We start from the raw sequence: 19462 nt of genomic DNA on the forward strand, positions 1-19462 counted from the left end.
CGTTCCAACGCGGGACTTTTCCCGCGCTACCGAGGTGGGGAGCGGCGCATGGTTTCCAATTGGGAATATAGCTATAGCTGAAATTCCAAAATGGAATTCATACCGAGGTCGGACTTGGATCAGCTCAGGCAGATGCGCCTCTTCGTCAGCGTGGTGGAAGCCGGCGGCTTTTCCTCGGCGGGCAAGGTCGAGGGCGTTTCGCAATCGACCGTCAGCAAGGAGATCGCCGCGCTGGAATCCCGCCTGGGCTCGCAACTGTTGCGCCGAAGCCCCCGGGCGCTGAGCGTCACCGAGCCTGGCCGAACGTTCTACAACTTCGCTGTCGGCATGCTGGCGGACCTCGATGCGACGGAGGCGGAGATCCGCAGCGGCCAGTCGTCGCCCGCCGGACGCATCAGGGTCGCGGCTCCGGCCGTCATATCGAGCCGATTGATCGCCCCCCAACTCGGCGAGTTCCTGAAGCGCCACCCAGCCCTGACGATCGATCTGGAGGTGTCGGAACGCTATGTGAGCTTGGTCGAGGAAGGCGTCGATGTCGCCATACGCATTGGCGAGCTCCAGGACTCGAGCCTGTTCGCGCGGCAGATCGGAAGCCTGGAGCCTGTCGTGGTCGCCTCGCCCGACTATCTGGCCGCCCACGGCACACCCGCGACGCCGGACGCGTTGGTCGATCACGCGTGCCTGCCCTATCTGTTCGAGGGCGCCTCGAAGGCCTGGCTGTTTGAGGGCGCGGCGGGTGATTCTACGATAACGCCCCCCGCGCGCCTGCGCACAAATGACGCCGAGAGCGTGCGAATGGCCGCCTTGGCGGGCTTGGGCCTAGCCCGCGGCCCGACTTGGATGTTCGCCGACGACATCGCCCGAGGCACATTGCAGCCGGTGTTGACGGACTACCGGTCGGCCTTGGTTCCCATCTATGCCGTCACCTCGAGTCGCCGCCGCATGCCCGGCGGCGCCAGGGCCTTCTCTGACTTCGTCGCCCAGATCATCGCCCGGGAACCGGATTTGCGGGTTCGGTCTGAGCGGAAAGCAGACGCGTCCTAAGGGTCGCTTGCCGACCGACAAGGAAGCCTAGGCGTTTCCCGCCAGGTCCAGCGAGCGCAGCAGCGCGGCCTCGGCGCCATCGGGGTCGCGGGCCTTCAGGTGTTCGACGATCCGGGCGTATTCGGCGACGAGCTTGTCGCGTTGTTCCGCTGGCTCGTCGGCCTTGACCGGCAGCCAGCCCAGCATCGCCTCGGCCACGGCGTCGAAGATGGCGTTGCGCGAGATCGCGGCGAGCTTGCCGTGGAAGGCGCGGTCCAAGGCGGCGAAGGCCTCGGCGTCGTCGACAGCGGCGCGTTGTTGCTCGACCAGAAGCGCCAGCGCCTCCAGGTCCGCCGTTTCGGCCTTCACGGCCGCCTCGCGGACCATGCCGCGTTCGAAGAAGCGGCGGGCTTCCTTCAGGTTCTCGACCATGTTCGGCGAGGCCGACAGCATCAGCTGGGCGACGAGGTCCAGCTGGCCGACGGCGGCCTTGGCGGTCAGCGGTCGTACGCGGGCGCGCTCGCCGTGCTTGATGGTGATCAGGCCCTGGGTGGCCAGGGTCTGCATGGCCTCGCGGATCGCCGGCCGGCCGACGCCGTAGCGGACCATCAGCTCGCGCTCGGACGGCAGCGCCTGCCCCGGCGCGCACTCGCCCGAGGTGATCATCGCCTTGAGGCGGTCCAGGACGTGGTCGGAGAGCTTGCGCTTGACGATCGGCGCTTCGACCAGCCCTTCGTCGGTCTTGCGAAGCGCCATGCCCGGAAACTGGAGCAAGGCCGGTTCGAAGTCCAGATAATGGATTTCGACCGGTCCTCGGGCGCGATGGAAGGCTGGTCGCTCACCGCCGCGCGGCCGGGCCGGACGCCGTTCGGCGCCGCCCGGGATCCGCAGCTTGAGCGACCGCCGCCCCATGGTCAGTACGACGAGAACAACGCCGCGCGGGCCAGGCGCTGGGCCTCCAGGGCGTCCTGGCGATCCTGGGCGGCCTGCATGGCGTCGAAGTCCAGCTTGTCCAGCGCCCGGTCGATGACCTTCAGGAAGTCGATGGCCAGCTTGGCGGCCGTGACGCTGTCCTCGCGGAACGGGAACTGGTCCAGTTGCCAGACGCCTTCCCACTTGTTCTTGCGCAGGACGTAGAAGAACTCGAACAGCTCCATCGGGTGGACAGAGCCGGCGACCATGTCGTCGTCCCAGCTGCGCAGGTTATCGTTGACGTCCATTCCGAACAGGCGGCCGTGGTCGATGGCCAACTGGGCCGCGTCGGCCGGCGACTCGCCGCCGTACAGCGAGTGGCCAAAGTCGAGCAGGATGCCGATGTTGGGCAGGCCGATCTTCTCGATGCCCAACAGGGTGCGGGCCACCGAGTCGAAGCTCATGTGGTTGCGCGGCTCGCGCGGCTTGTACTCGATGACGAACTTCAGGTCGGGGTTCTGGCTGGCCAGCTCGCCGACGCCGTCCATCGACATCCGCCACAGCTTCCCGTGATCGACCTGGAACGGATAGTCCCAGCCGTCCTGGCCCGGCCACAGCTTCACATAGTCGGCCCCGAAGCGGCGCACGACATTGGCCGCGTCGTTGCACATTTCGTTTGCCAGGCGGCGGATGCCCGGATCGGGATTGGTGAAGGCGCCCTTCGAGAACTGGCGGGTATAGATCTCGGGCGTGATGCCGATGACCCCGAGGTTGTTGCGCTTCAGCGCGACCTCGACCTCATCCAGCGACAGGTTCGGATCGACGAACGGGTAGTTGAGGTCGACGACCGACAGGTCCCCCACCTGGCCGGCCTTGTCGATCGCCTCGATCAGGCTGACGGGCGGGCCGTAACCGTCGGTGGCGTAGCGGTCGACATAGGTGGCGAAGTGCCAGATGCCGGCTCCGAACTTCAGCTTGCTCATGAGCGCGTACTCCAGAAACCAGAAACGGGGGCTATTTGCGGGTGAGATTGAAGTTGTTCAGGTCGCCGGCGTTGGCGGCGGTGACCAGGAAGCAATCCATCAGCTGCTTCTCCGGCTGGCCGGTCTTGCCGGTCTTCAGGAAGCGGTCGGCCAGCTCGACGGCGTACTGCGCCTGGCGGAAGGCCGGCTGCAGCACCGTGGCCTTCAGTTTGCCGGCCAGGATGGCATCGCGGGCGTCGTTGCTGCCATCGAACCCGACCACTGCCACGTCGCCGCGCCCGGCGCTCTCCAGGGCGGCCACCGCGCCCATGGCCATGGTGTCGTTGCCGGCGATGATGCCCTTCACCTCGGGATGGGCCTGCAGGATCGACTGGGTCTTGGCGAAGGCCTCGGCCTGGCTCCAGTTGGCCGACTGGCGGCCGATCAGCTTCAGGTCCGGATACTGGTCGATCACCTCGTGGAAGCCGCGCGAGCGGATGGCGGCGTTGGTGTCGCTCTCCTTGCCGACCAGCTCGACGTAACCGCCCTTCTCGCCCATCGCCTGGACGAAGGCCTCGGCGCCCAGGGCCGCGCCCTGGAAGTTGTTGGAAACGATCTGGGCGGTGGCGATCCCGCGCACATTGATCTCGCGGTCGATCAGGAACACCGGCACGCCAGCCGCCTTGGCCTTGCCGATCGCCGCGGCGCTGGCGTCGGAGCCGGCGTTGTCGAGGATGATCGCCGCGGCGTTGCGCGCGATGGCCGTGTCGATCAGCTGGCTCTGCTTGTAGGCGTCGTCGTCGTGCGAGAACTTCAGGGTCTCGTAGCCCAGGGCCTTGGCGCGCGCTTCGGCGCCCGCCGCTTCCTGGCCGAAGAACGGATTGTCCATCGACGGGGTGATGATGACGATCAGGTTCGAGCGGCCCTTGGGCGCCAGCCACGCGACCGCCAGCACGACCGCGACGACGGCGGCGATGGCGAGGATCAGGTGGCTGCGCTTCATCATGGGCTCCTAGGCGACCAGCACGCGGATGCCGCGCGCCTCGAAGGCCTTGCGGTCCTCGTCGCGCAGGCCGTCGTCGGTGATCAGGGTGTGGACGATCTCGACTCCGCCCCCGAGCGACGAGAACGAGGTCCGGCCGATCTTGGTGGAGTCCGCGACCAGGCAGACGTGCGAGGCCGCCGCGATCATCGCCTTCTTGATCGGCAGGTCGGCCAGCGACGGATAGGTCAGGCCGGCTTCCAGCGAGAGGGCGCCTGTGGCCAGGAAACAGGTCTCGGCGTAGAGCCCCTCGAAATAGGCCGCCGAGCGCTCGCCGCTCAGCGACAGGGTCGGGGCCTTAAACTGGCCGCCCGGCATGTGGACCGTGCAGGACGGCAGCGCGCCCAGGGTCAGGGCGATGTTCAGGGCGTTGGTGACGACGTTGAGGTTCTGCCGCTCCAGCAGGTTCAGGGCCACCTCGGTGGTGGTCGAGCCGCTGTCGAGGATGATCGTCTGGCCGTCGGTGACCAGCGAGGCGGCCAGGCGGCCGATCCGGCGCTTGGCCTCCATGTTGACCCGGTGCTGCAGGGCCATGTCGCGCACCTGCTGGGGCACCGAGCGCAGGAAGGCGCCGCCGTGCTCGCGGGTGATGTGGCCCTCGGCCTCCAGCTTCTCCAGGTCCTGGCGGATGGTCGGCTCGGAGACGCCGAAGGCTTCGGACAGTTCGCGCACACGGGCGCTGCCCTCTTCCTGCAGCCACTCCAGGATCTTCATGCGGCGCGGCTCGGCCAGCAGGCCAGAGCCGGCGGCGGCGATGGCGCGCTGGCGGGCCGACCCCGGGACGGGCGCGCTCTTCGGACCGGACTTGGCCATGGCTCTCTTGCTCCTCTGCGAGACGGCGTCCACGGTCAGGCCCTGCCCGATGCCGTGAGACGTCCTTGCAGCTGGTCGAGCACGACCGCGGCGATGATCACAAGTCCTTTGATGACCATCTGCCAGAACTCGCTGACGCCCATCATCACCAGGCCATCGCCCAGCACGCCGATCACGCAGGCGCCGATCAGCGCGCCGCCGACCGTGCCGCGCCCGCCCGAAAGCGAAGCGCCGCCCAGGACGACGGCCGCGATGGCCGACAGCTCGAAGGTCTCGCCGCTGGCGGGGTGAGCCGCCACCAGCTCGGAGGAGACGATCAGGCCGACGAGCGCCGCGCAGACGCCGGAGATCACGTAGACGGCGATCTTCACCCGATCGACCCGGACGCCCGACAGCAGGGCCGCCCGCTCGTTGCCGCCGACGGCGTAGACCCGGCGGCCGAACGGGGTGTCCTTGGCGACGAAAGCGGCGACCAGGGCGATGACCGCCAGCAGGATCACCGTCACCGGCAGGCCCAGGATCGAGGCCGAACCCAGCAGCGGGAAGCCCTCATTGGCGAGATCCGAGCGGCCGACCAGGTTGGGGAAGGTCGCGCCGTTCGACAGCAGCATGGCCGCGCCTCGGGCGACGTAGAGCATGCCGAGCGTGGCGATGAACGGAGCCACCCGGAAACGCGCCACCAGCACGCCGTTGAAGAGGCCCGCTATGCCGCCCAGCACCAGCACGATGGCGATCACCAGCGGCACGCTGGGATAGACCACCACGCCCAGCGGCTGCAGCGTCACGCCGTTCAGGATCAGCGCCCCGGCGACCATGCCGCCAAGTCCCGCGATCGAACCGACCGACAGGTCGATGCCGCCGGTCAGGATCACATAGGTCATGCCGATCGCCAGGATCGCCGTGATCGCCACGTGCTTGAACATGATCAGGAAGTTCGAGGCCGACAGGAAGTTCGGAGCCATCACCGAGAAGAAGGCCACGACCACGGCCAGCGCGATCAGGGCGCGCAGCTTCAGCAGCAGGGCGACGAGGCTGACGGGAGCGGAAGTTTCGGTCGCCATTACGCGGCGGTCTCCATGGCGTTCGACGCCGCCACCAGGGCGGCCTCGGTGGCCTGTTCGAGCGTGAGGTCGGCGGTCAGGCGGCCAGCGGCCAGCACCAGCACGCGGTCGGCGACGGCCTGGGCTTCCAGCAGGTCGGAGGTGGCGAAGACCACGGCCAGGCCCTGGTCGGCGAGAGCCCGCATGGTGTCGAACACCTCGCCGCGCGCGCCGATGTCGACGCCCCGGCTGGGCTCGTCCAGCAGCATGACCAGCGGGTCGGTCATCAGGCCGCGCCCGATCACCACCTTCTGCTGGTTGCCGCCCGACAGCGAACCGATCGCCGCCTCGGCCCCGGACGCCTTGACGCCCAGGCGGGCCATCATGTCGGCGACGGCCGAGCGCTCGTGCTGGTCGCCGATCATCCCGCCGGTCACGAAGGCCAGCAGGCTGGACAGGCCGAGGTTTCCCCCGACCGAGAGATTGTGGAACAGGCCGTCGCGCTGGCGGTCCTCGGGGACGAAGCGCATCCGCTTGCGGCAGCGGTCGGCCAGGCTCAGCGCCGAGACATCCTCGCCGTTCAAGATCACGGTCCCGGACGCGTTGCGCGCGCCGCACAGGCTTTCCAGCAGCTCGGTGCGACCCGAGCCCAGCAGGCCATAGATCGCGGTGACCTCGCCGGCCCTGAAGTCGGCGCTGACATGGTCGACCAGGAAGCCGCCGCCGCGACGCGGCAGGGCGATGTCCTTGGCCGACAACACCACGGCCCCAGCCTTGCCCGTCCCGCCGCGCGGCCGCTGGCGGGCCTTGTCGCCCAGCATCTGCTCGATGATCCAGGCGACCGAGACCTCGGACGCGGGCTTGCTCGCCACCAGCCGCCCGTCGCGCAGCACAGTGACGAAGTCGCCGATCCGCATCAGCTCTTCCAGCCGGTGGGAGATGTAGATCACCCCCACCCCGGCCCGCTTCAGTTCGCCGATCACCTCGAACAGCACCTCGACCTCGGCGGCGCTGAGAGCCGAGGTCGGCTCATCGAGGATCAGCACCCGGGCGTCCTCGACCAGGGCCTTGGCGATCTCGACGATCTGCTGCTCGCCGACCCGCAGGTCGCTGACCAGGGCGTCGGGGTCGATGGCGTGGGCCAGCCGCGACAGCACCTGGCTAGCCTTGGCCTTCTCGGCCGCGTGGTCGGCGACGCCCAGCGCGCCGGTCAGGTCGCGACCCAGGAAGATGTTCTGCGTCACCGTCAGGTTCGGGCAGAGGTTCAGCTCCTGGAACACGATGCCGACGCCGGCCTGGGCGGCCTCGCGGATCGAGGCGAAGCGCACCGGCTCGCCGTCCAGCAGCAGGCGGCCGGAGGTCGGTTGCTCGACCCCGGCCAGGATCTTCATCAGGGTCGACTTGCCCGCGCCGTTCTCGCCGATCAGCACATTGACCGCGCCGGCCCGGACGTCGAAGTCGACGCCGTCCAGGGCGACCACGCCGCCATAGGTCTTGCCGATCTTCTCCGCGCGCAGCACGTCCTAGCCTCCCACGCGCTCGAGGCGGATGGGGGTCAGACGCGGACGGTCATCGGCCTTGGCGACCTGGAACACGCCTTGGAAGCGGACGCTGTCGCCGGGCTTCAGCCCCTCGGCCACGGGCCGCGCCTGGCGCAGGGCCCGCTTGGTCAGCGCCCCGCCGACCTCGGCATAGGCGATCTGGTTGGCGAAGTCGTTGAAGGTCACGAAGGGCAGGCTGTCGCGCAGGGCCGAGCCCGAGACGACCGGACCAACCAGCACGTCGACCTGCTGCGCACCGACCTGGACGGTCACGACGCCGGCGCGGGCCTGGGTCTTGACGTCCACCACCTTGCCTTCGCCCTGCGTCACGAAGGTCCAGGGCGAGCCGTCGCCGGCCTTGCGGCCGCCGGCGGCGTCGAGGTTCTTGGCGATGTCTGCGGAGAGCTGATCAAGGGGTTTGGCCTGCTTGTCCCAATAGGGCGCGGCCTGGACGTCCCAGATGGTGTCGACATAGCGGGCGGCGTCGAAGGCCCCGGCCTGACGTTCACGGGCGGCGCGGTCGGCGGCGATCGGCACGACCTTGCAGGCGCTCAGGGCCGGCAGCAACACCGCCAGGGCGAAGGCCGCCCGCCTGATCCCGCTCGCCTGCCGCAAAGCCGAAGCCTCCCCTGCCGTGCGCCGTTTTCGGCGCTACTTTCGAATGATTTCGAATTCGAGCGAAACCTGTCATGCGGGATTTTCGGTGTCAATGCGCCCAGACCGCAAGGCGACACGCCGTGCGCGAGCAACAATATTTCCCCTCGGAAATCAGCTGCTTGTCGTCGGAAAAATCGTGAGCGGCTACCAGCTCGTCGTTTCCGGAAAATTCCAAAACGAAGAAAATCGAAAGCAAATCGCACCTTTCAGCATTGCGCGCATCAGCGGCGCCGCCTAGTTTGCGCGTCGAGGGAGGCCTGGAACCAGGCGGAATCGAGCACGCCCGGCAAAGCCGGCGCGCCTCTTCCGCGGTGCTCGCGCCCTCGTCAGAACGACCAGCGAGTACGCCGACGATGACCGACCGCCAGGGTGACCTCCAGAGCCGCGCCGCCCACGTGGCCGAGCGCGCCAACTGGATCCGTCGCAGCGCGCTCAAGATGATCTTCGAGGCCAAGCAGGGCCACCCGGGCGGCGACCTGTCGTCGGCCGATATCCTGGCCGCGCTGTATTTCGACGTCATGCGCTACGACGCGGCCGCGCCGAACGCGCCGGGCCGCGACCGCTTCATCATGAGCAAGGGCCACTGCACCGGCGCCTTCTATTCGGTGCTGGCCGGCGCGGGCTTCTTCCCCGAGGCCGAGCTGTCGACCTATCTCCAGCCGCTGTCGCGCCTGAACGGCCACCCCAGCCGCACCTATCTGCCGGGCGTGGAGACCAACACCGGCCCGCTGGGTCACGGCCTGCCTGTCGCGGTCGGCGCGGCCATCGCCGGCCAGATCGACAAGGCCGATTTCCGGGTCTTCGTGCTGACCGGCGACGGCGAACTACAGGAAGGCAGCTGCTGGGAGGCGGCGATGACCGCCGGCCACCGCAAGCTCGCCAACCTCACCGTCATCGTCGACCGCAACCGCCTACAGCAGGGCGCGCCGACCGAGGATACGGTCAGCCTCGAGCCCCTGGCCGACAAGTGGCGCGCCTTCGGCTTTGACGTGCTGGAGATCGACGGCCATGACCCGGCCGCCCTGATCGCCGCGCTGGAAACCCAAGGCGACAAGCCGCTGTGCGTGATCGCTTCGACGATCAAGGGCAAGGGCGTGTCGTACATGGAGAACCAGGCCGGCTGGCACCATGGCTGCCCGAACCCCGAACAATATGCTCAAGCCCTGCGGGAGCTGGCTCAGTGAACGATCCCGATAAGGGCGAAGGCCTGTTCGACTGCCGCGAGGCCTATGTCGCCACGCTGGAGGCCCTGGCCGACACAGACCCGCGCATCGTCGCCGTGGTCAATGACAGCGTCGGCTCCAGCAAGCTGGGCGGCTTCCGCAAGAAGTTCCCCGAGCGCCTGATCAACGTCGGCATCGCCGAGCAGAACATGATCGGGGTCGGCGCCGGCCTGGCCAATGGCGGCAAGATCCCGTTCGTCAGCGGTGCGGCCTGTTTCCTCACCGGCCGGGCGCTGGAGCAGATCAAGGCCGACGTCGCCTACTCGCAGGCCAATGTGAAGCTGTGCGGCATCTCCAGCGGCGTCGCCTATGGGGAGCTCGGCCCCACGCACCATTCGATCGAGGACCTGGCCTGGCTGCGGCCGATGGCGCCGCACCTGACCGTCATCGTGCCGTCCGATCCCTGGGAGACCGGCGAGGCGATCAAGGCCGCCGCCGCCCTGGACGGTCCGGTCTTCATCCGCATCAGCCGCATGCCGGTGCCGGCCCTGAAACACACCGCCGAACGCTTCGAGATCGGCAAGGCCGAAACCCTGCGCGAGGGCGGCGACGTCGCCATCATCGCCAACGGGACCATGGTCCATCGCGCCCTGGCGGCCGCCCAGCTCTTGGCGGCCGAGGGCGTACAGGCCAAGGTGGTCAACATGGCCAGCCTGACCCCGCTCGACGAGACCGCCATCCTGGACGCCGCCAAGACCGGCGCGGTGATCACGGTCGAGGAGCACTCGGTGCGCGGCGGCCTGGGCGGCGCGGTGGCCGAGGTGCTGGCCACCAACGCCCCCTGCCCCATGCGGATCCTGGGCTTCCCCGGCTTCCTGCCGACCGGCTCGGCCGAGTTCCTGATGGAGCGCTACGGCCTGACCGGCGCCGGCATCGCGGGCGCCGCGCGGGACCTGCTGGCCAAGCGCGCCGCCTGATGGCGATCCTGGCCATCGACCAGGGCACCACCAACACCAAGGCGGTGCTGGTCGGCCCCGAGGGCGAAATCCTGGCCCAGGCCTCTCGCCCGACGAAGGTAAGCTATCCGCAGCCTGGCTGGGCCGAGTCCTCCGCGGACGACATCTGGGCCAGCGTCGCGGGCGTGATCGAGGAGATCGTCGCCATGGGCCTGCCGGTCGCCGCGATCGGCCTCTCCAACCAGCGCGAGTCCGTGGTGCTGTGGGACGCCGCGACCGGCCGTCCCGTCGGTCCGTGCGTGATCTGGCAATGCGGCCGCTCGGCTCCGCGCTGCGAGGCGCTGAAGGCCGAAGGCTACGAGCCCGACGCCATCGCCCGCACGGGCCTGACGCTCAATCCGATGTTCTCGGCCGGCAAGCTGGCCTGGCTGCTGGACCACGCTGAGGATGGCCACGCCCGCGCCGCGCGCGGCGCGCTGAAGGCCGGTACGGTCGACAGCTGGCTGCTGTGGAACCTGACCGCCGGCGCGCGCCACGCCACCGACCACAGCAACGCCTCGCGCACCCAGCTGATGAACCTGGCCACCCTGGCCTGGGACCCGGAGATGGCGCGGCTGTTCGACATCCCGCTGGCGGTGCTGCCGGAGATCCGACCGTCCGACAGCCTGTTCGGCGAGACCGCGAAGGGCGCGACCGCCCTGCCCGGCGGCGTGCCGATCCACGCGGCCATGGGCGACTCCCACGCCGCCCTCTACGGCCACGGCCTGGACGGCCCGGGCCGGATCAAGGCCACCTGCGGCACCGGCTCGTCGTTGATGACAGTGACCAAGGAGCGGATCTGGTCGGCCCATGGCCTCTCCAGCACCATCGCCTGGAGTCGGGCCGGCGGGGCGCTGCACGCTCTGGAAGGCAACATCTCGGTCTCGGGCCACACGGTGGCGTTCGCGACCAAGCTGCTGGGCCTGCGCGACGAGTTGGCGCTCACCGATCTCGCCCTCACCGTCCCCGACAGCGGCGGCGTCGCCCTGGTTCCGGCTTTGGCTGGCCTGGGCGCCCCGCACTGGCGCGACGAGGCCCGGGGCCTGGTCAGCGGCATGAACCTCGGCACCACCCCGGCGCACCTGGCCCGCGCGGCGCTGGAGGCCGTAGCGCTGCAGATCCACGACGTGTTCATGGCCATGCAAGCCGACCTGCACGGCGACCTCCCCGCCCTGAACGTCGACGGCGGCGCCTCGCGCAACGATGTGCTGATGCAGCTCCTGGCGGACCTGATCGACCGCCCGGTGATCCGCGCCGATGCGGCGGAGCTGAGCGCTTTGGGCGCCGCGCGGTTGGCGGCCGAAGGGATGGGGATCAAGGCCCCGTCGGTCCGGCCTGCGGAACGGACGTTCGAGCCGGCCATGAGCGCCGACGCCCGCGAGGCGACCGTCGCGCGGTGGCAGGACGCTCTGCGTCGAGCAATGCTCTAAATTCTTGTCATCCCGGAAAGCCCGCAGGGCTTGTCCGGGACCCAGGGGTCGGCGCACTGCGGTTGCCCCTGGGTCCCGGCTCTCCGCTTCGCTGCGGCCGGGATGACAAGCTTTGTTGGGTTCTAGAAAGTGACCTCGAGCGGCCCGCCGTCGTACCGCACTGTCTTCACCCGCTCGCGGCCGCCGTCGATCAGCACCACCTTGAACGTCCGGTCCCTCACCATCCCCGGGAAGCTCCCCACGCGCGCGCCGATGGTCAGCTTGCGCGCGCTGTCGCTCCAGGCCAGCGGCGTCACCGCCCGTTCGCCGCGCTCGTAGGCGTAGCTGTCGCCGGCGTCGTCATAGAGTTCGAACTCGCCGTTCGCGCCGGCGTAGACGCGCAGCTCCAACGGCCCTTGCGGGTCCTGATCGGCATAGTTCACCGGCCCGCCCAACGGCAGGATCGCCCCGGCCTTCGCATATAGCGGGATACGCTCCAGCGGCGCGGCGGCGTCGATCCACTGCCCGCCGGCCAGCTTCTTGCCTGTCCAGAAATCGTACCAGGGCGCACTCCCCGGCAGGAACATCGACCGCGAGCGCTGCCCGGCATTGGTCACCGGCGCCACCATCAGGCTCGGCCCGAACAGGAACTGGTCGCCGATGTTCCAGGTCCGCTCGTCGGTCCGCCAGTCCATGACCAAGGGCCGCATGATGGTGTCGGCCTTGTCGGCCACCCGCCACGCCAGGCCGTAGATGTAGGGCGTCAGCCGATAGCGCAGCCGGTCGTATTCCAGCAGGATCAGCGTCTTGTCGCCATAGGCGAACAGGTCGTTGCGGTCGTTGGCGCGCTTGCCGTGGGTGCGGAACAGCGGGTTAAAGACGCCGAACTGGTACCAGCGGACATACAGCTCCTGGAACGCCGGATCGGTCGTCGCCGGCCCGGTCGGCGGGTTGTCCAGCACGCCGCCGTAATAGCCGCCGATGTCGGTCGTCCAGTACGGCATCCCCGACAGCGCGAAGTTCAGACCGCCCTGGATCTGGCGCTGGAACACCGGGAAGCCGTTGAGGATATCGCCCGACCACGAGGCCGCGCCGTAGCGCTGCACGCCGGCGAACGACGAGCGCGACAGGATGAACACCCGCTTGTCGTCGCGCTGCTTGCGCCAGCGGTCCGACACCGCCGCCACATGGGCCAGCGGGAAGGCGTTGCCGTACAGCTCCCCAGGTCCGATCGCCAGCTTGCGGCCGTTCAAGGTGCGGTCGGTCTCGGCCATGGTCGGCAGGTGCAGCTCGGGCTCGGAGCCGTCCAGCCAGAACGAGTCCCAGCCCTGGTCCAGCAGCTTGCTCCCCAGGTGCGACCAGTAGAGATCGGCGGCTTCCGGATTGGTCGGATCGTAAAGCGCCGTGCCGGGGATCAGCCAGCCGCGCTCGGCCATCAGCTTGTAGAGCGCCGACGACTTGGACAGCAGAGGCCACATGCTGAGCATGGTGTGGACGTGGCGCTCGCGCAGGGTCTTCAAGAGGCCCGGCACATCGGGATAGCCGTCGGGCCGGAACTCCGGATCGCCCATCCGGCTCCACCACCGCCAGTCCTGGACGATGACGTCCACGGGCGCGTCACCGTCGCGATAGCGCTGGGTGACATCCAGCAGGTCCTGGCCGCTGGCGTAGCGGTCCATCGACTGGAAGAGGCCGTAGGTCCAGCGCGGGAACAGCGGCGCGGCGCCCGTCATGCCGCGATATTTGGCGACCACCTGGTCGAACTCGGGCCCGTACAGGAAGACGTAGTCGATCGCCTGGCCGACATCGGCGGTCAGGGTCAGCTCGGTCGGGAAGCGGTTGTCCAGGGTCGAGGCGGCGGCGGTGTTCCACAGCAGGCCAAAGCCCTCGGTCGACATCATCAGCGGATGGGCGATGTCGGTATTGGCCTGGGCCAGGCGCACGACGCCGCCCTGGTAGTTGAACTGGCCGGACTGGTGCTGGCCCAGGCCATAGAGCCCCTGGCGCAGGGCCGGGTGGAAACGCTCGGTGACCTTCCAGGCCTTCGAGCCGTCCGACAGGCTCGTCGGCTCATAGATACGCGGCCGCTCGCCCATCTCCTGCAGCAGGATGCGGTCGTTGGGGCCGAGGAAGGTCAAGGTCCCGTCCGACAGCGAGATCGAGACCCGCAGGTCGCCGGTCTTCAACACCTTGGCGACAGCCTTGGCGGTGCCGACGCCGGCGGCGGTGTTGACGCCCGTGCCCGTGGCCGTGGCGTCGGTCAGGGTCACGGGCTGGGCGACGCAGGGCTTGGAGAACCACGGCTGGTTCGGCGACGAGCCATTCGCCACGCCGTCCGGACTGGCGGTCACCCGCACCACGCCGTCGGCGCAGACGGCCAGCCGCATCACGTCGGCGCCGTTGCGCACGACGACCACGTCGCGCTCTTGGGTCACCTCGACGCTCGCCCGCGCGACGACAGGAACGGCCAAGGCCAGAAGCATCAGCACCAGACGGTGGATCACGGACATCTCCGTACGCAAACAGTTGCGGCGCCGGTTGGAGGAAACCGGCGCCGCGGGTGACGGATCATGCACGGGAGGGCGCAATCACCGACAGGGGGAAAGTTAGAAGGTGTAGCGGGCGCCCACGTAGAACTGACGGCCGCCGATCCGGTAGTTCTCGAAACGCTGGGTCGTGGAGTCGATGTACGAGATGTCCTTCTCGTTGGTCAGGTTCAAAGCATCGACGCTGACCGACAGCTGGTCGGTGACCTTGTAAGAGGCCGAACCGTCCAGGAAGGTCGTCGCCAGATTGCCTTGGACATCCTGGTTGTAGCGGCCGGGGACGGCGGTCAGGTACTTGTCGCGATAGTTGACCGAGACGCGCGCCTGCACCTTGCCGCGCTCGTAGTACAGCGTGGCGTTGGCGGCGTTCTTCGACAGGTTCAGCAGCGGGGCGTTGATCCGCGCCGCCCCGGCCGCCGTGGTGGCGAAGTAGTCGATGCTGCTGTCGACATAGGTGTAGTTCATCAGCACGCCGAAGCCGCGGAAGGCGTCGGGCAGGAAGTCCAGCGGCTGCTGGTAGTTCAGCTCGAAGCCCTTCAGCGGACCGCCGGGGGTGTTGATGACGTTGGTGATGGCGAAGTCGTCATTGGCGTTGACGCCCGTGCCGTCCAGCAGCGAGACCGGCAGGCCCGTCGACGAGTACGGCGCGACGGTGGTGATGGTCTGCACGTAGGTGCTGATCTTCTTGTAGAAGAAGCCCGCCGACACGATCGTGCCCGACTTCGGATACCACTCGATCGAGAAGTCGGCCGACTTGGCGCGGTACGGATCGAGGTTGGCGTTGCCGGTCGAAACCGAGCGCGAACCGCCGGCCACCGAGACGCTGGTCGCCGCCGCCAGGTTGCCCAGGGCCGGACGCGCCATGACCTTGGCCGCCGAGAAGCGGACCAAGAGCTTGTCGGTCGGCTCCAGCACCAGGTTCATCGACGGCAGGGTGTCGGTGTACTTGCGCTTGACCGTGGTCATCACGAAGCCGGCGGCGTTCACCGTGGTCGGGACGTTGGTGTAGAAGTTCGAGGTCTGGTTGGTCTCGACATAGCGGACGCCGACGTCGCCGCGCACGCGCCAGCTTCCGACCTCCTGGTCGAAATTGGCCATGACGTAGCCGGTCTTGTCCTCTTCCTTCACCGAGCGGTTCTCGCCGCGCACGCTGGCCACCGTCTGCGACAGGGCCGTGCGGCCGCTGTTGCTGTAGATGTTGTAGGCGGCCTGGAAGGCGTCGATGTTCGGCGTCGTCCAGCAGACCGGCGTCGGGCTCGGCACGTTCATCTTGCCCAGGCCGCAGAACTGCTCGGTCAGGCTCTGGATCGACGAACCGGTCGGGATGGCCGGGAAGTTGGCCTCGCCCAGGGCGTAGCGATAGGACTGGGCGCTGAAGTCGTACTGCTTCCAGTTGGCGCCGGCGCGGACCGTGAGGCCGTCGTTGAATGCGTACTTACCGTTCAGCTGGACGGTCTTGTACTTGTTGTCGGTATAGTTCGGGCGCAGGCGGATTTCCGGCCCCGTCGGGCCGGTGCCGCCGGGCTGGGTCACGGTCGGGCCGAAGTACCACTGGCTCGGGTCGGTGACGTCGAAGCCATAGTTGATGGCCGGCAGGTACTGGCCCTTGGGCCGGATGTCGATCGAGTAGCCGTCGACATTGAACCGGTCGATCTGGGTCGAGATGTCGTTGAAGTTGTCGAAGTCCGAGTACGAATAGCCGACCACGCCATCCAGGCTGAACTTGTCGCTGAACTTGTGCTCGCCGGTCAGGGTCCACTGGCCGAAGTCGGTCGAGAACTCGTCGCGGTTATGCTCCGAGCGCATGTCGACATTGTCGAACAGCCCGTAGAGCATGGTGTTCTGGCTGTTCAGGATCATGTCCCGCACGACCATCTCGGGCTTGCCGCCCTGCGAGGCGCCGCGGGAAAAGCCGATGGCCTCCAGAGGCCAGTCGTCGCGGCTGACCTTGTAGCGCGAGAACAGGCCGTCCAGCGTGATCTTGGTGTCGTCGTCGGGGGCCCATTGCAGCGAGCCGGTCAGGCCCAGGCGCTCGGTCTTACCCAGGCCCTGCACGTAGCGCATGAAGCGCGGATAGTAGGTCGTCGGCGCGCTGGCCAGGTTGTAGATCGAGGTCGCCTTGGCGAAGTCGGCGGCGGGGACGTCGCAGATGCCGCCGGTCCCCGTGGTCGGCTTACACCAGCCGCCGTCGCCATTGCCCTGGTTCCACAAGCCCGAGCTGGACTGCTGAAAGTTCACCGCCGTCTTCGAATAGGCCACCGAGAACAGCGCGCCCAGCTTGTCGTCGGCGAAGGTGTTGGAGACCAGCAGCGCCATGCGCGGACGGGTCTTCTCGGTCTGGTCGTTGTAGCCGGCCTGGACCGAGGCGGCGAGCTTGAAGCCCTTGTAGTCGAACGGGTGGCCGGTCACGAGATCGACCGTCGCGCCCAGCGAGCCCTCCTCCACGTCGGCCGACGGCGTCTTGCGCACGTCGATGCGGTTGAAGAGCTCCGAGGCGAAGACGTTGAAGTCGAAGCCACGGCCGCGGTTGGCGCCGCTGTAGCCGTCGGTCGAGGCCTGGGCCTCCATGCCGTTGATGCGCACGCGGGTGAAGTCGGGACCCAGGCCGCGCACCGACAGCGCCCGGCCTTCGCCCTGGTCGCGGCTGATGGCGACGCCGGGGATCCGCTGGATCGACTCCGCCAGGTTGTTGTCGGGGAACTTGGCGATGTCCTCGGCCAGGATCGAATCGACCACGCCGGTGTTGGTGCGCTTCAGCTCCAGAGCCTTGGCCAGGCTGTTGCGGAAGCCGGTCACCACCACCTCGGTCACGGCGGTGTTGTCGGCGGCGGCCGGAGCGGCCTCCTGTAGCGCCGCGACGCCGGCGACGGCCACGGGCGCGGCCCCGCCGTTCGCCGTGGCGATCACCTCGTCGGCGTGGGCCACGCCGCCCAGCGCCAGGACCAGCGCCAGGCTCGAAGCCCCGCCAGCCAAGTGTCGTTGAAACCTGTCCATCATCCCTAATTCCCCTTCGCCGCGATCGAGCGCCGCGGTCCCTTGGTTTCCTCAGCGCGCCTCTAGCGGACGCGTGATCGGTCGATCGGGCCCGGAGGCCGACTTGATTGGCCCGAAGGCCGGTTGGGCGGAAAACGACGACGTCGGCCGGAAAGGAAGCCGACGCCGCCACAGTGGCGATCCGGGTCAACAGAGGAGAACGGAACCCGGGCCGCATCTGGGAGCGGCGCAACGCCTCGCTCGGAGCCGGGGACGAGCCGCGCGGCGGCGGGGATCGGCCCCGCCGGCGTCAGGTCTCGCTGCTTGATCGCGCACGGAAGCATGGCGCGGTCCTCCCCAGCGACGTCGCGGCGTTTCGCCGTTCAATGTTCGCTGAGACAAACCGTTACCAAAAGACAATAATCGAAATCAATCGAAAATCGTCGAATGTGTGACGTGCTAGGCGCCTTGGCGTTCCGAGCCGCCACGCCCCACTCCACGCCAAGCCTTGTGGGACTTGGGGATACCGGGGTCGGAGCTCCTCACCGACCCCGGCGAAGAAAAGATCGGACGCGGATGTCCCACAACCTGGGATGATTTATAAAGGCCATAAATTACAACGATATGGACTCACATAAGCGTCACCATGACCTCAGTGGGTAACGCTACCTTTCCTTGAAGAACGGGCCTCCAGCGCCCCTCTCGAGTCGCCTGCGCCTCACCCCTGTCGAGGCCTCCGAAAGCCGACTTTCGTTTTCCTTTCTTTTCGATCGACAGGTTTCGAATTGCGTTGACCCTCATCTTGGCCGTCGGTACCTGTTTCCCGAAACCGAGGCGCTGCAGCGTCCGGGAGGAAACCCCACGACCTGGCCGTCCAGGCGCGATGCGCCGGCGCCGGATCGAACGAAAGGACACCCGCTTGGCTCGTTCTCTGTCCGCCAAACTCCGGATGGGCGTCGCCCTGGCCATGGTCGCGTCGCTGACGGCCGCGCCGGTCGCCGCGCTGGCCCAGGCCGCCGCTCCTGCCGCCGCGACCAAGAGCGCCCACGAGAAGCCGCGCCTGTTCGTGCTGACCGACATCGGCGGCGACCCCGACGACCAGGAGTCGATGGTCCGCCTGATGACCTACGCCAACCAGGTCGATATCGAGGGCCTGGTCGCCACCACGGTGAAGGGCGAGGTCAATCCGCAGCTGATCACCCACATCGTCGACACCTACGGCACGGTCCGCGACAACCTGGAACAGCACGAGAAGGGCTTCCCCACCCCCGACGCGCTGAAGGCGACGATCTCCCAGGCCCTGGTCCCCGACGGCAAGACCGCCATCGGCGCGGGCAAGGATTCGCCGGGCTCGGACCTGCTGATCAAGGCCGTCGACCGCGACGATCCGCGTCCGGTCTGGGTCACCGTCTGGGGCGGCCCCACCGTGCTGGGCCAGGCCCTGTGGAAGGTGCGCAACACGCGCTCCAAAGCGGGGCTGGCCAAGTTCGTGTCGAAGCTGCGCGTCTATGCGATCTCGGACCAGGACGACAGCGGTCCCTGGATCCGCCGCGAATTCCCGGACCTATTCTACATCGTTAGCCCCGGCGTCAGCTTCCACATGTCGACCTGGATCGGCATCGGCGGCGACAACTTCCACGGCCGCTTCGGCGGTGCGGACGAGCACCTGGTCAGCAACGAGTGGCTGAACCAGAACATCCGTAGCAAGGGCCCGCTGGGCGCGGCCTATCCGAACTGGAAGTTCCAGATGGAGGGCGACACGCCCTCGTTCCTGAACCTGATCGACAACGGCCTGTCCGACCCGAACCATCCCGAATGGGGCGGCTGGGGCGGCCGCTACGAGCTCTACACGCCGCGCATGGAGCGCTGGTTCCTGGAGCCCGAGACCCGTCCGATCTGGACCAATGTCATGGACGAGGTCCAGGGCCGCGACGGTGAATGGCACACCACCAACCACGCCACGATCTGGCGCTGGCGCGAGGCGTTCCAGAACGACTTCGCCGCCCGCATGGATTGGACGATCAAGCCCTACAAGGAAGCCAACCACCCGCCGGTCCCGAAGCTGGAGACGCCGGAATACGTCGTCGCCAAGCCCGGCGAGCGGGTGGGCCTCAGCGCCGTCGGCTCGACCGATCCGGACGGCGACGCCCTGTCCTACGAATGGTTCTGCTACGAGGAGGCCGGCACGCGCGGCATGACCAGCTCGGCCTCGGGCGTGAAGCTGGACATCAACAACGCCGACCAGCAGAAGGCCTGGCTGACGGTGAAGACCACCCGCGTGGTGCCACCGGGCACGGGGACCATGCACATCATCCTGGCCGTCACCGACCATGGCTTCCCGCGCCTGACCCGCTACAAGCGGGTGATCATCGACGTGAAGCCCTGA

14 protein-coding genes and 1 pseudogene are annotated in these 19462 nt (G+C 68.1%); 5 read left to right on the top strand and 10 right to left on the bottom strand.

Annotation, left to right across the window (positions count from 1 at the left end):
* Positions 1-132 precede the first annotated feature (132 nt).
* Entirely contained in the window at positions 133-1044 is a 912-nt protein-coding gene (locus tag AC07YH_RS12450) for a LysR family transcriptional regulator (RefSeq protein ID WP_494747299.1), read from the top strand.
* Between the two features lie 27 nt (positions 1045-1071).
* Here the strand turns inward: AC07YH_RS12450 and AC07YH_RS12455 are convergent, their stop codons facing one another.
* The 7 genes from AC07YH_RS12455 to AC07YH_RS12485 are packed head-to-tail and all read right to left on the bottom strand — an operon-like array spanning position 1072 to position 7948.
* Complete coding sequence (locus tag AC07YH_RS12455; protein WP_494747300.1) at positions 1072-1935, bottom strand: GntR family transcriptional regulator; 864 nt, start codon at positions 1933-1935, stop codon at positions 1072-1074.
* A gap of 2 nt (positions 1936-1937) precedes the next feature.
* Positions 1938-2918 carry a sugar phosphate isomerase/epimerase family protein gene (locus tag AC07YH_RS12460; RefSeq protein WP_494747301.1) on the bottom strand — a complete coding sequence of 327 codons (981 nt, stop codon included), beginning with the start codon at positions 2916-2918 and terminating at the stop codon, positions 1938-1940.
* Between the two features lie 31 nt (positions 2919-2949).
* Positions 2950-3900 (bottom strand): D-ribose ABC transporter substrate-binding protein, encoded by a 951-nt coding sequence (locus AC07YH_RS12465; RefSeq protein ID WP_494747302.1) that lies wholly within the window; start codon positions 3898-3900, stop codon positions 2950-2952.
* 9 nt (positions 3901-3909) lie between these two features.
* Complete coding sequence (locus tag AC07YH_RS12470; protein ID WP_494747303.1) at positions 3910-4752, bottom strand: DeoR/GlpR family DNA-binding transcription regulator; 843 nt, start codon at positions 4750-4752, stop codon at positions 3910-3912.
* 35 nt (positions 4753-4787) lie between these two features.
* A complete protein-coding gene (locus AC07YH_RS12475) occupies positions 4788-5813 on the bottom strand; it encodes an ABC transporter permease (RefSeq protein ID WP_494747304.1) in 1026 nt (341 codons plus the stop codon).
* Positions 5813-7312: a sugar ABC transporter ATP-binding protein gene (locus AC07YH_RS12480; RefSeq protein ID WP_494747305.1), complete on the bottom strand. Its 1500-nt coding sequence runs from the start codon at positions 7310-7312 to the stop codon at positions 5813-5815. Before AC07YH_RS12480 ends, AC07YH_RS12475 begins: the two co-directional genes overlap by 1 nt.
* A 3-nt stretch (positions 7313-7315) precedes the next feature.
* Positions 7316-7948: a DUF2291 family protein gene (locus AC07YH_RS12485; protein WP_494747306.1), complete on the bottom strand. Its 633-nt coding sequence runs from the start codon at positions 7946-7948 to the stop codon at positions 7316-7318.
* A gap of 395 nt (positions 7949-8343) precedes the next feature.
* Between AC07YH_RS12485 and AC07YH_RS12490 the strand changes: the two genes are divergently transcribed.
* Genes AC07YH_RS12490 through AC07YH_RS12500 form a run of 3 tightly spaced genes read left to right on the top strand, consistent with a single transcriptional unit; the run spans position 8344 to position 11578 of the window.
* Entirely contained in the window at positions 8344-9174 is an 831-nt protein-coding gene (locus AC07YH_RS12490; RefSeq protein ID WP_494747307.1) for a transketolase, read from the top strand.
* Positions 9171-10130: a transketolase family protein gene (locus tag AC07YH_RS12495; RefSeq protein WP_494747308.1), complete on the top strand. Its 960-nt coding sequence runs from the start codon at positions 9171-9173 to the stop codon at positions 10128-10130. The genes AC07YH_RS12490 and AC07YH_RS12495 overlap by 4 nt, the downstream gene beginning before the upstream one ends.
* Positions 10130-11578, top strand: a complete 1449-nt coding sequence (locus AC07YH_RS12500; protein WP_494747309.1) for an FGGY family carbohydrate kinase — start codon at positions 10130-10132, stop codon at positions 11576-11578. The genes AC07YH_RS12495 and AC07YH_RS12500 overlap by 1 nt, the downstream gene beginning before the upstream one ends.
* Before the next feature lie 6 nt (positions 11579-11584).
* Here AC07YH_RS12500 and AC07YH_RS12505 read toward each other — a convergent pair.
* The 3 genes and pseudogenes from AC07YH_RS12505 to AC07YH_RS12515 all read right to left on the bottom strand — a co-directional run.
* Positions 11585-11692, bottom strand: a pseudogene (locus AC07YH_RS12505) (hypothetical protein); the annotation flags it as partial.
* An 8-nt stretch (positions 11693-11700) separates the two neighbouring features.
* The gene (locus tag AC07YH_RS12510; RefSeq protein ID WP_494747310.1) at positions 11701-14061 is read right to left on the bottom strand and encodes a glycoside hydrolase family 31 protein; all 2361 of its coding nucleotides are present in this window, start codon (positions 14059-14061) and stop codon (positions 11701-11703) included.
* A gap of 102 nt (positions 14062-14163) precedes the next feature.
* Positions 14164-17100, bottom strand: coding sequence for a TonB-dependent receptor (locus AC07YH_RS12515; RefSeq protein WP_494747311.1), 2937 nt, complete (start codon positions 17098-17100; stop codon positions 14164-14166).
* 895 nt (positions 17101-17995) lie between these two features.
* Between AC07YH_RS12515 and AC07YH_RS12520 the strand changes: the two genes are divergently transcribed.
* Positions 17996-19462: a nucleoside hydrolase-like domain-containing protein gene (locus AC07YH_RS12520; RefSeq protein WP_494747312.1), complete on the top strand. Its 1467-nt coding sequence runs from the start codon at positions 17996-17998 to the stop codon at positions 19460-19462.

It is taken from the genome of Caulobacter sp. GW456-12-1-14-TSB4 (assembly GCF_059424195.1).

What these genes read in the sequence shown, in the direction of transcription:
- AC07YH_RS12450 (WP_494747299.1), top strand. Translation starts at nt 133, where the DNA reads ATGCGCCTCTTCGTCAGCGTGGTGGAAGCCGGCGGCTTTTCCTCGGCG.
- AC07YH_RS12455 (WP_494747300.1), bottom strand. Translation starts at nt 1,935, where the DNA reads ATGGGGCGGCGGTCGCTCAAGCTGCGGATCCCGGGCGGCGCCGAACGG.
- AC07YH_RS12460 (WP_494747301.1), bottom strand. Translation starts at nt 2,918, where the DNA reads ATGAGCAAGCTGAAGTTCGGAGCCGGCATCTGGCACTTCGCCACCTAT.
- AC07YH_RS12465 (WP_494747302.1), bottom strand. Translation starts at nt 3,900, where the DNA reads ATGAAGCGCAGCCACCTGATCCTCGCCATCGCCGCCGTCGTCGCGGTC.
- AC07YH_RS12470 (WP_494747303.1), bottom strand. Translation starts at nt 4,752, where the DNA reads ATGGCCAAGTCCGGTCCGAAGAGCGCGCCCGTCCCGGGGTCGGCCCGC.
- AC07YH_RS12475 (WP_494747304.1), bottom strand. Translation starts at nt 5,813, where the DNA reads ATGGCGACCGAAACTTCCGCTCCCGTCAGCCTCGTCGCCCTGCTGCTG.
- AC07YH_RS12490 (WP_494747307.1), top strand. Translation starts at nt 8,344, where the DNA reads ATGACCGACCGCCAGGGTGACCTCCAGAGCCGCGCCGCCCACGTGGCC.
- AC07YH_RS12500 (WP_494747309.1), top strand. Translation starts at nt 10,130, where the DNA reads ATGGCGATCCTGGCCATCGACCAGGGCACCACCAACACCAAGGCGGTG.
- AC07YH_RS12515 (WP_494747311.1), bottom strand. Translation starts at nt 17,100, where the DNA reads ATGATGGACAGGTTTCAACGACACTTGGCTGGCGGGGCTTCGAGCCTG.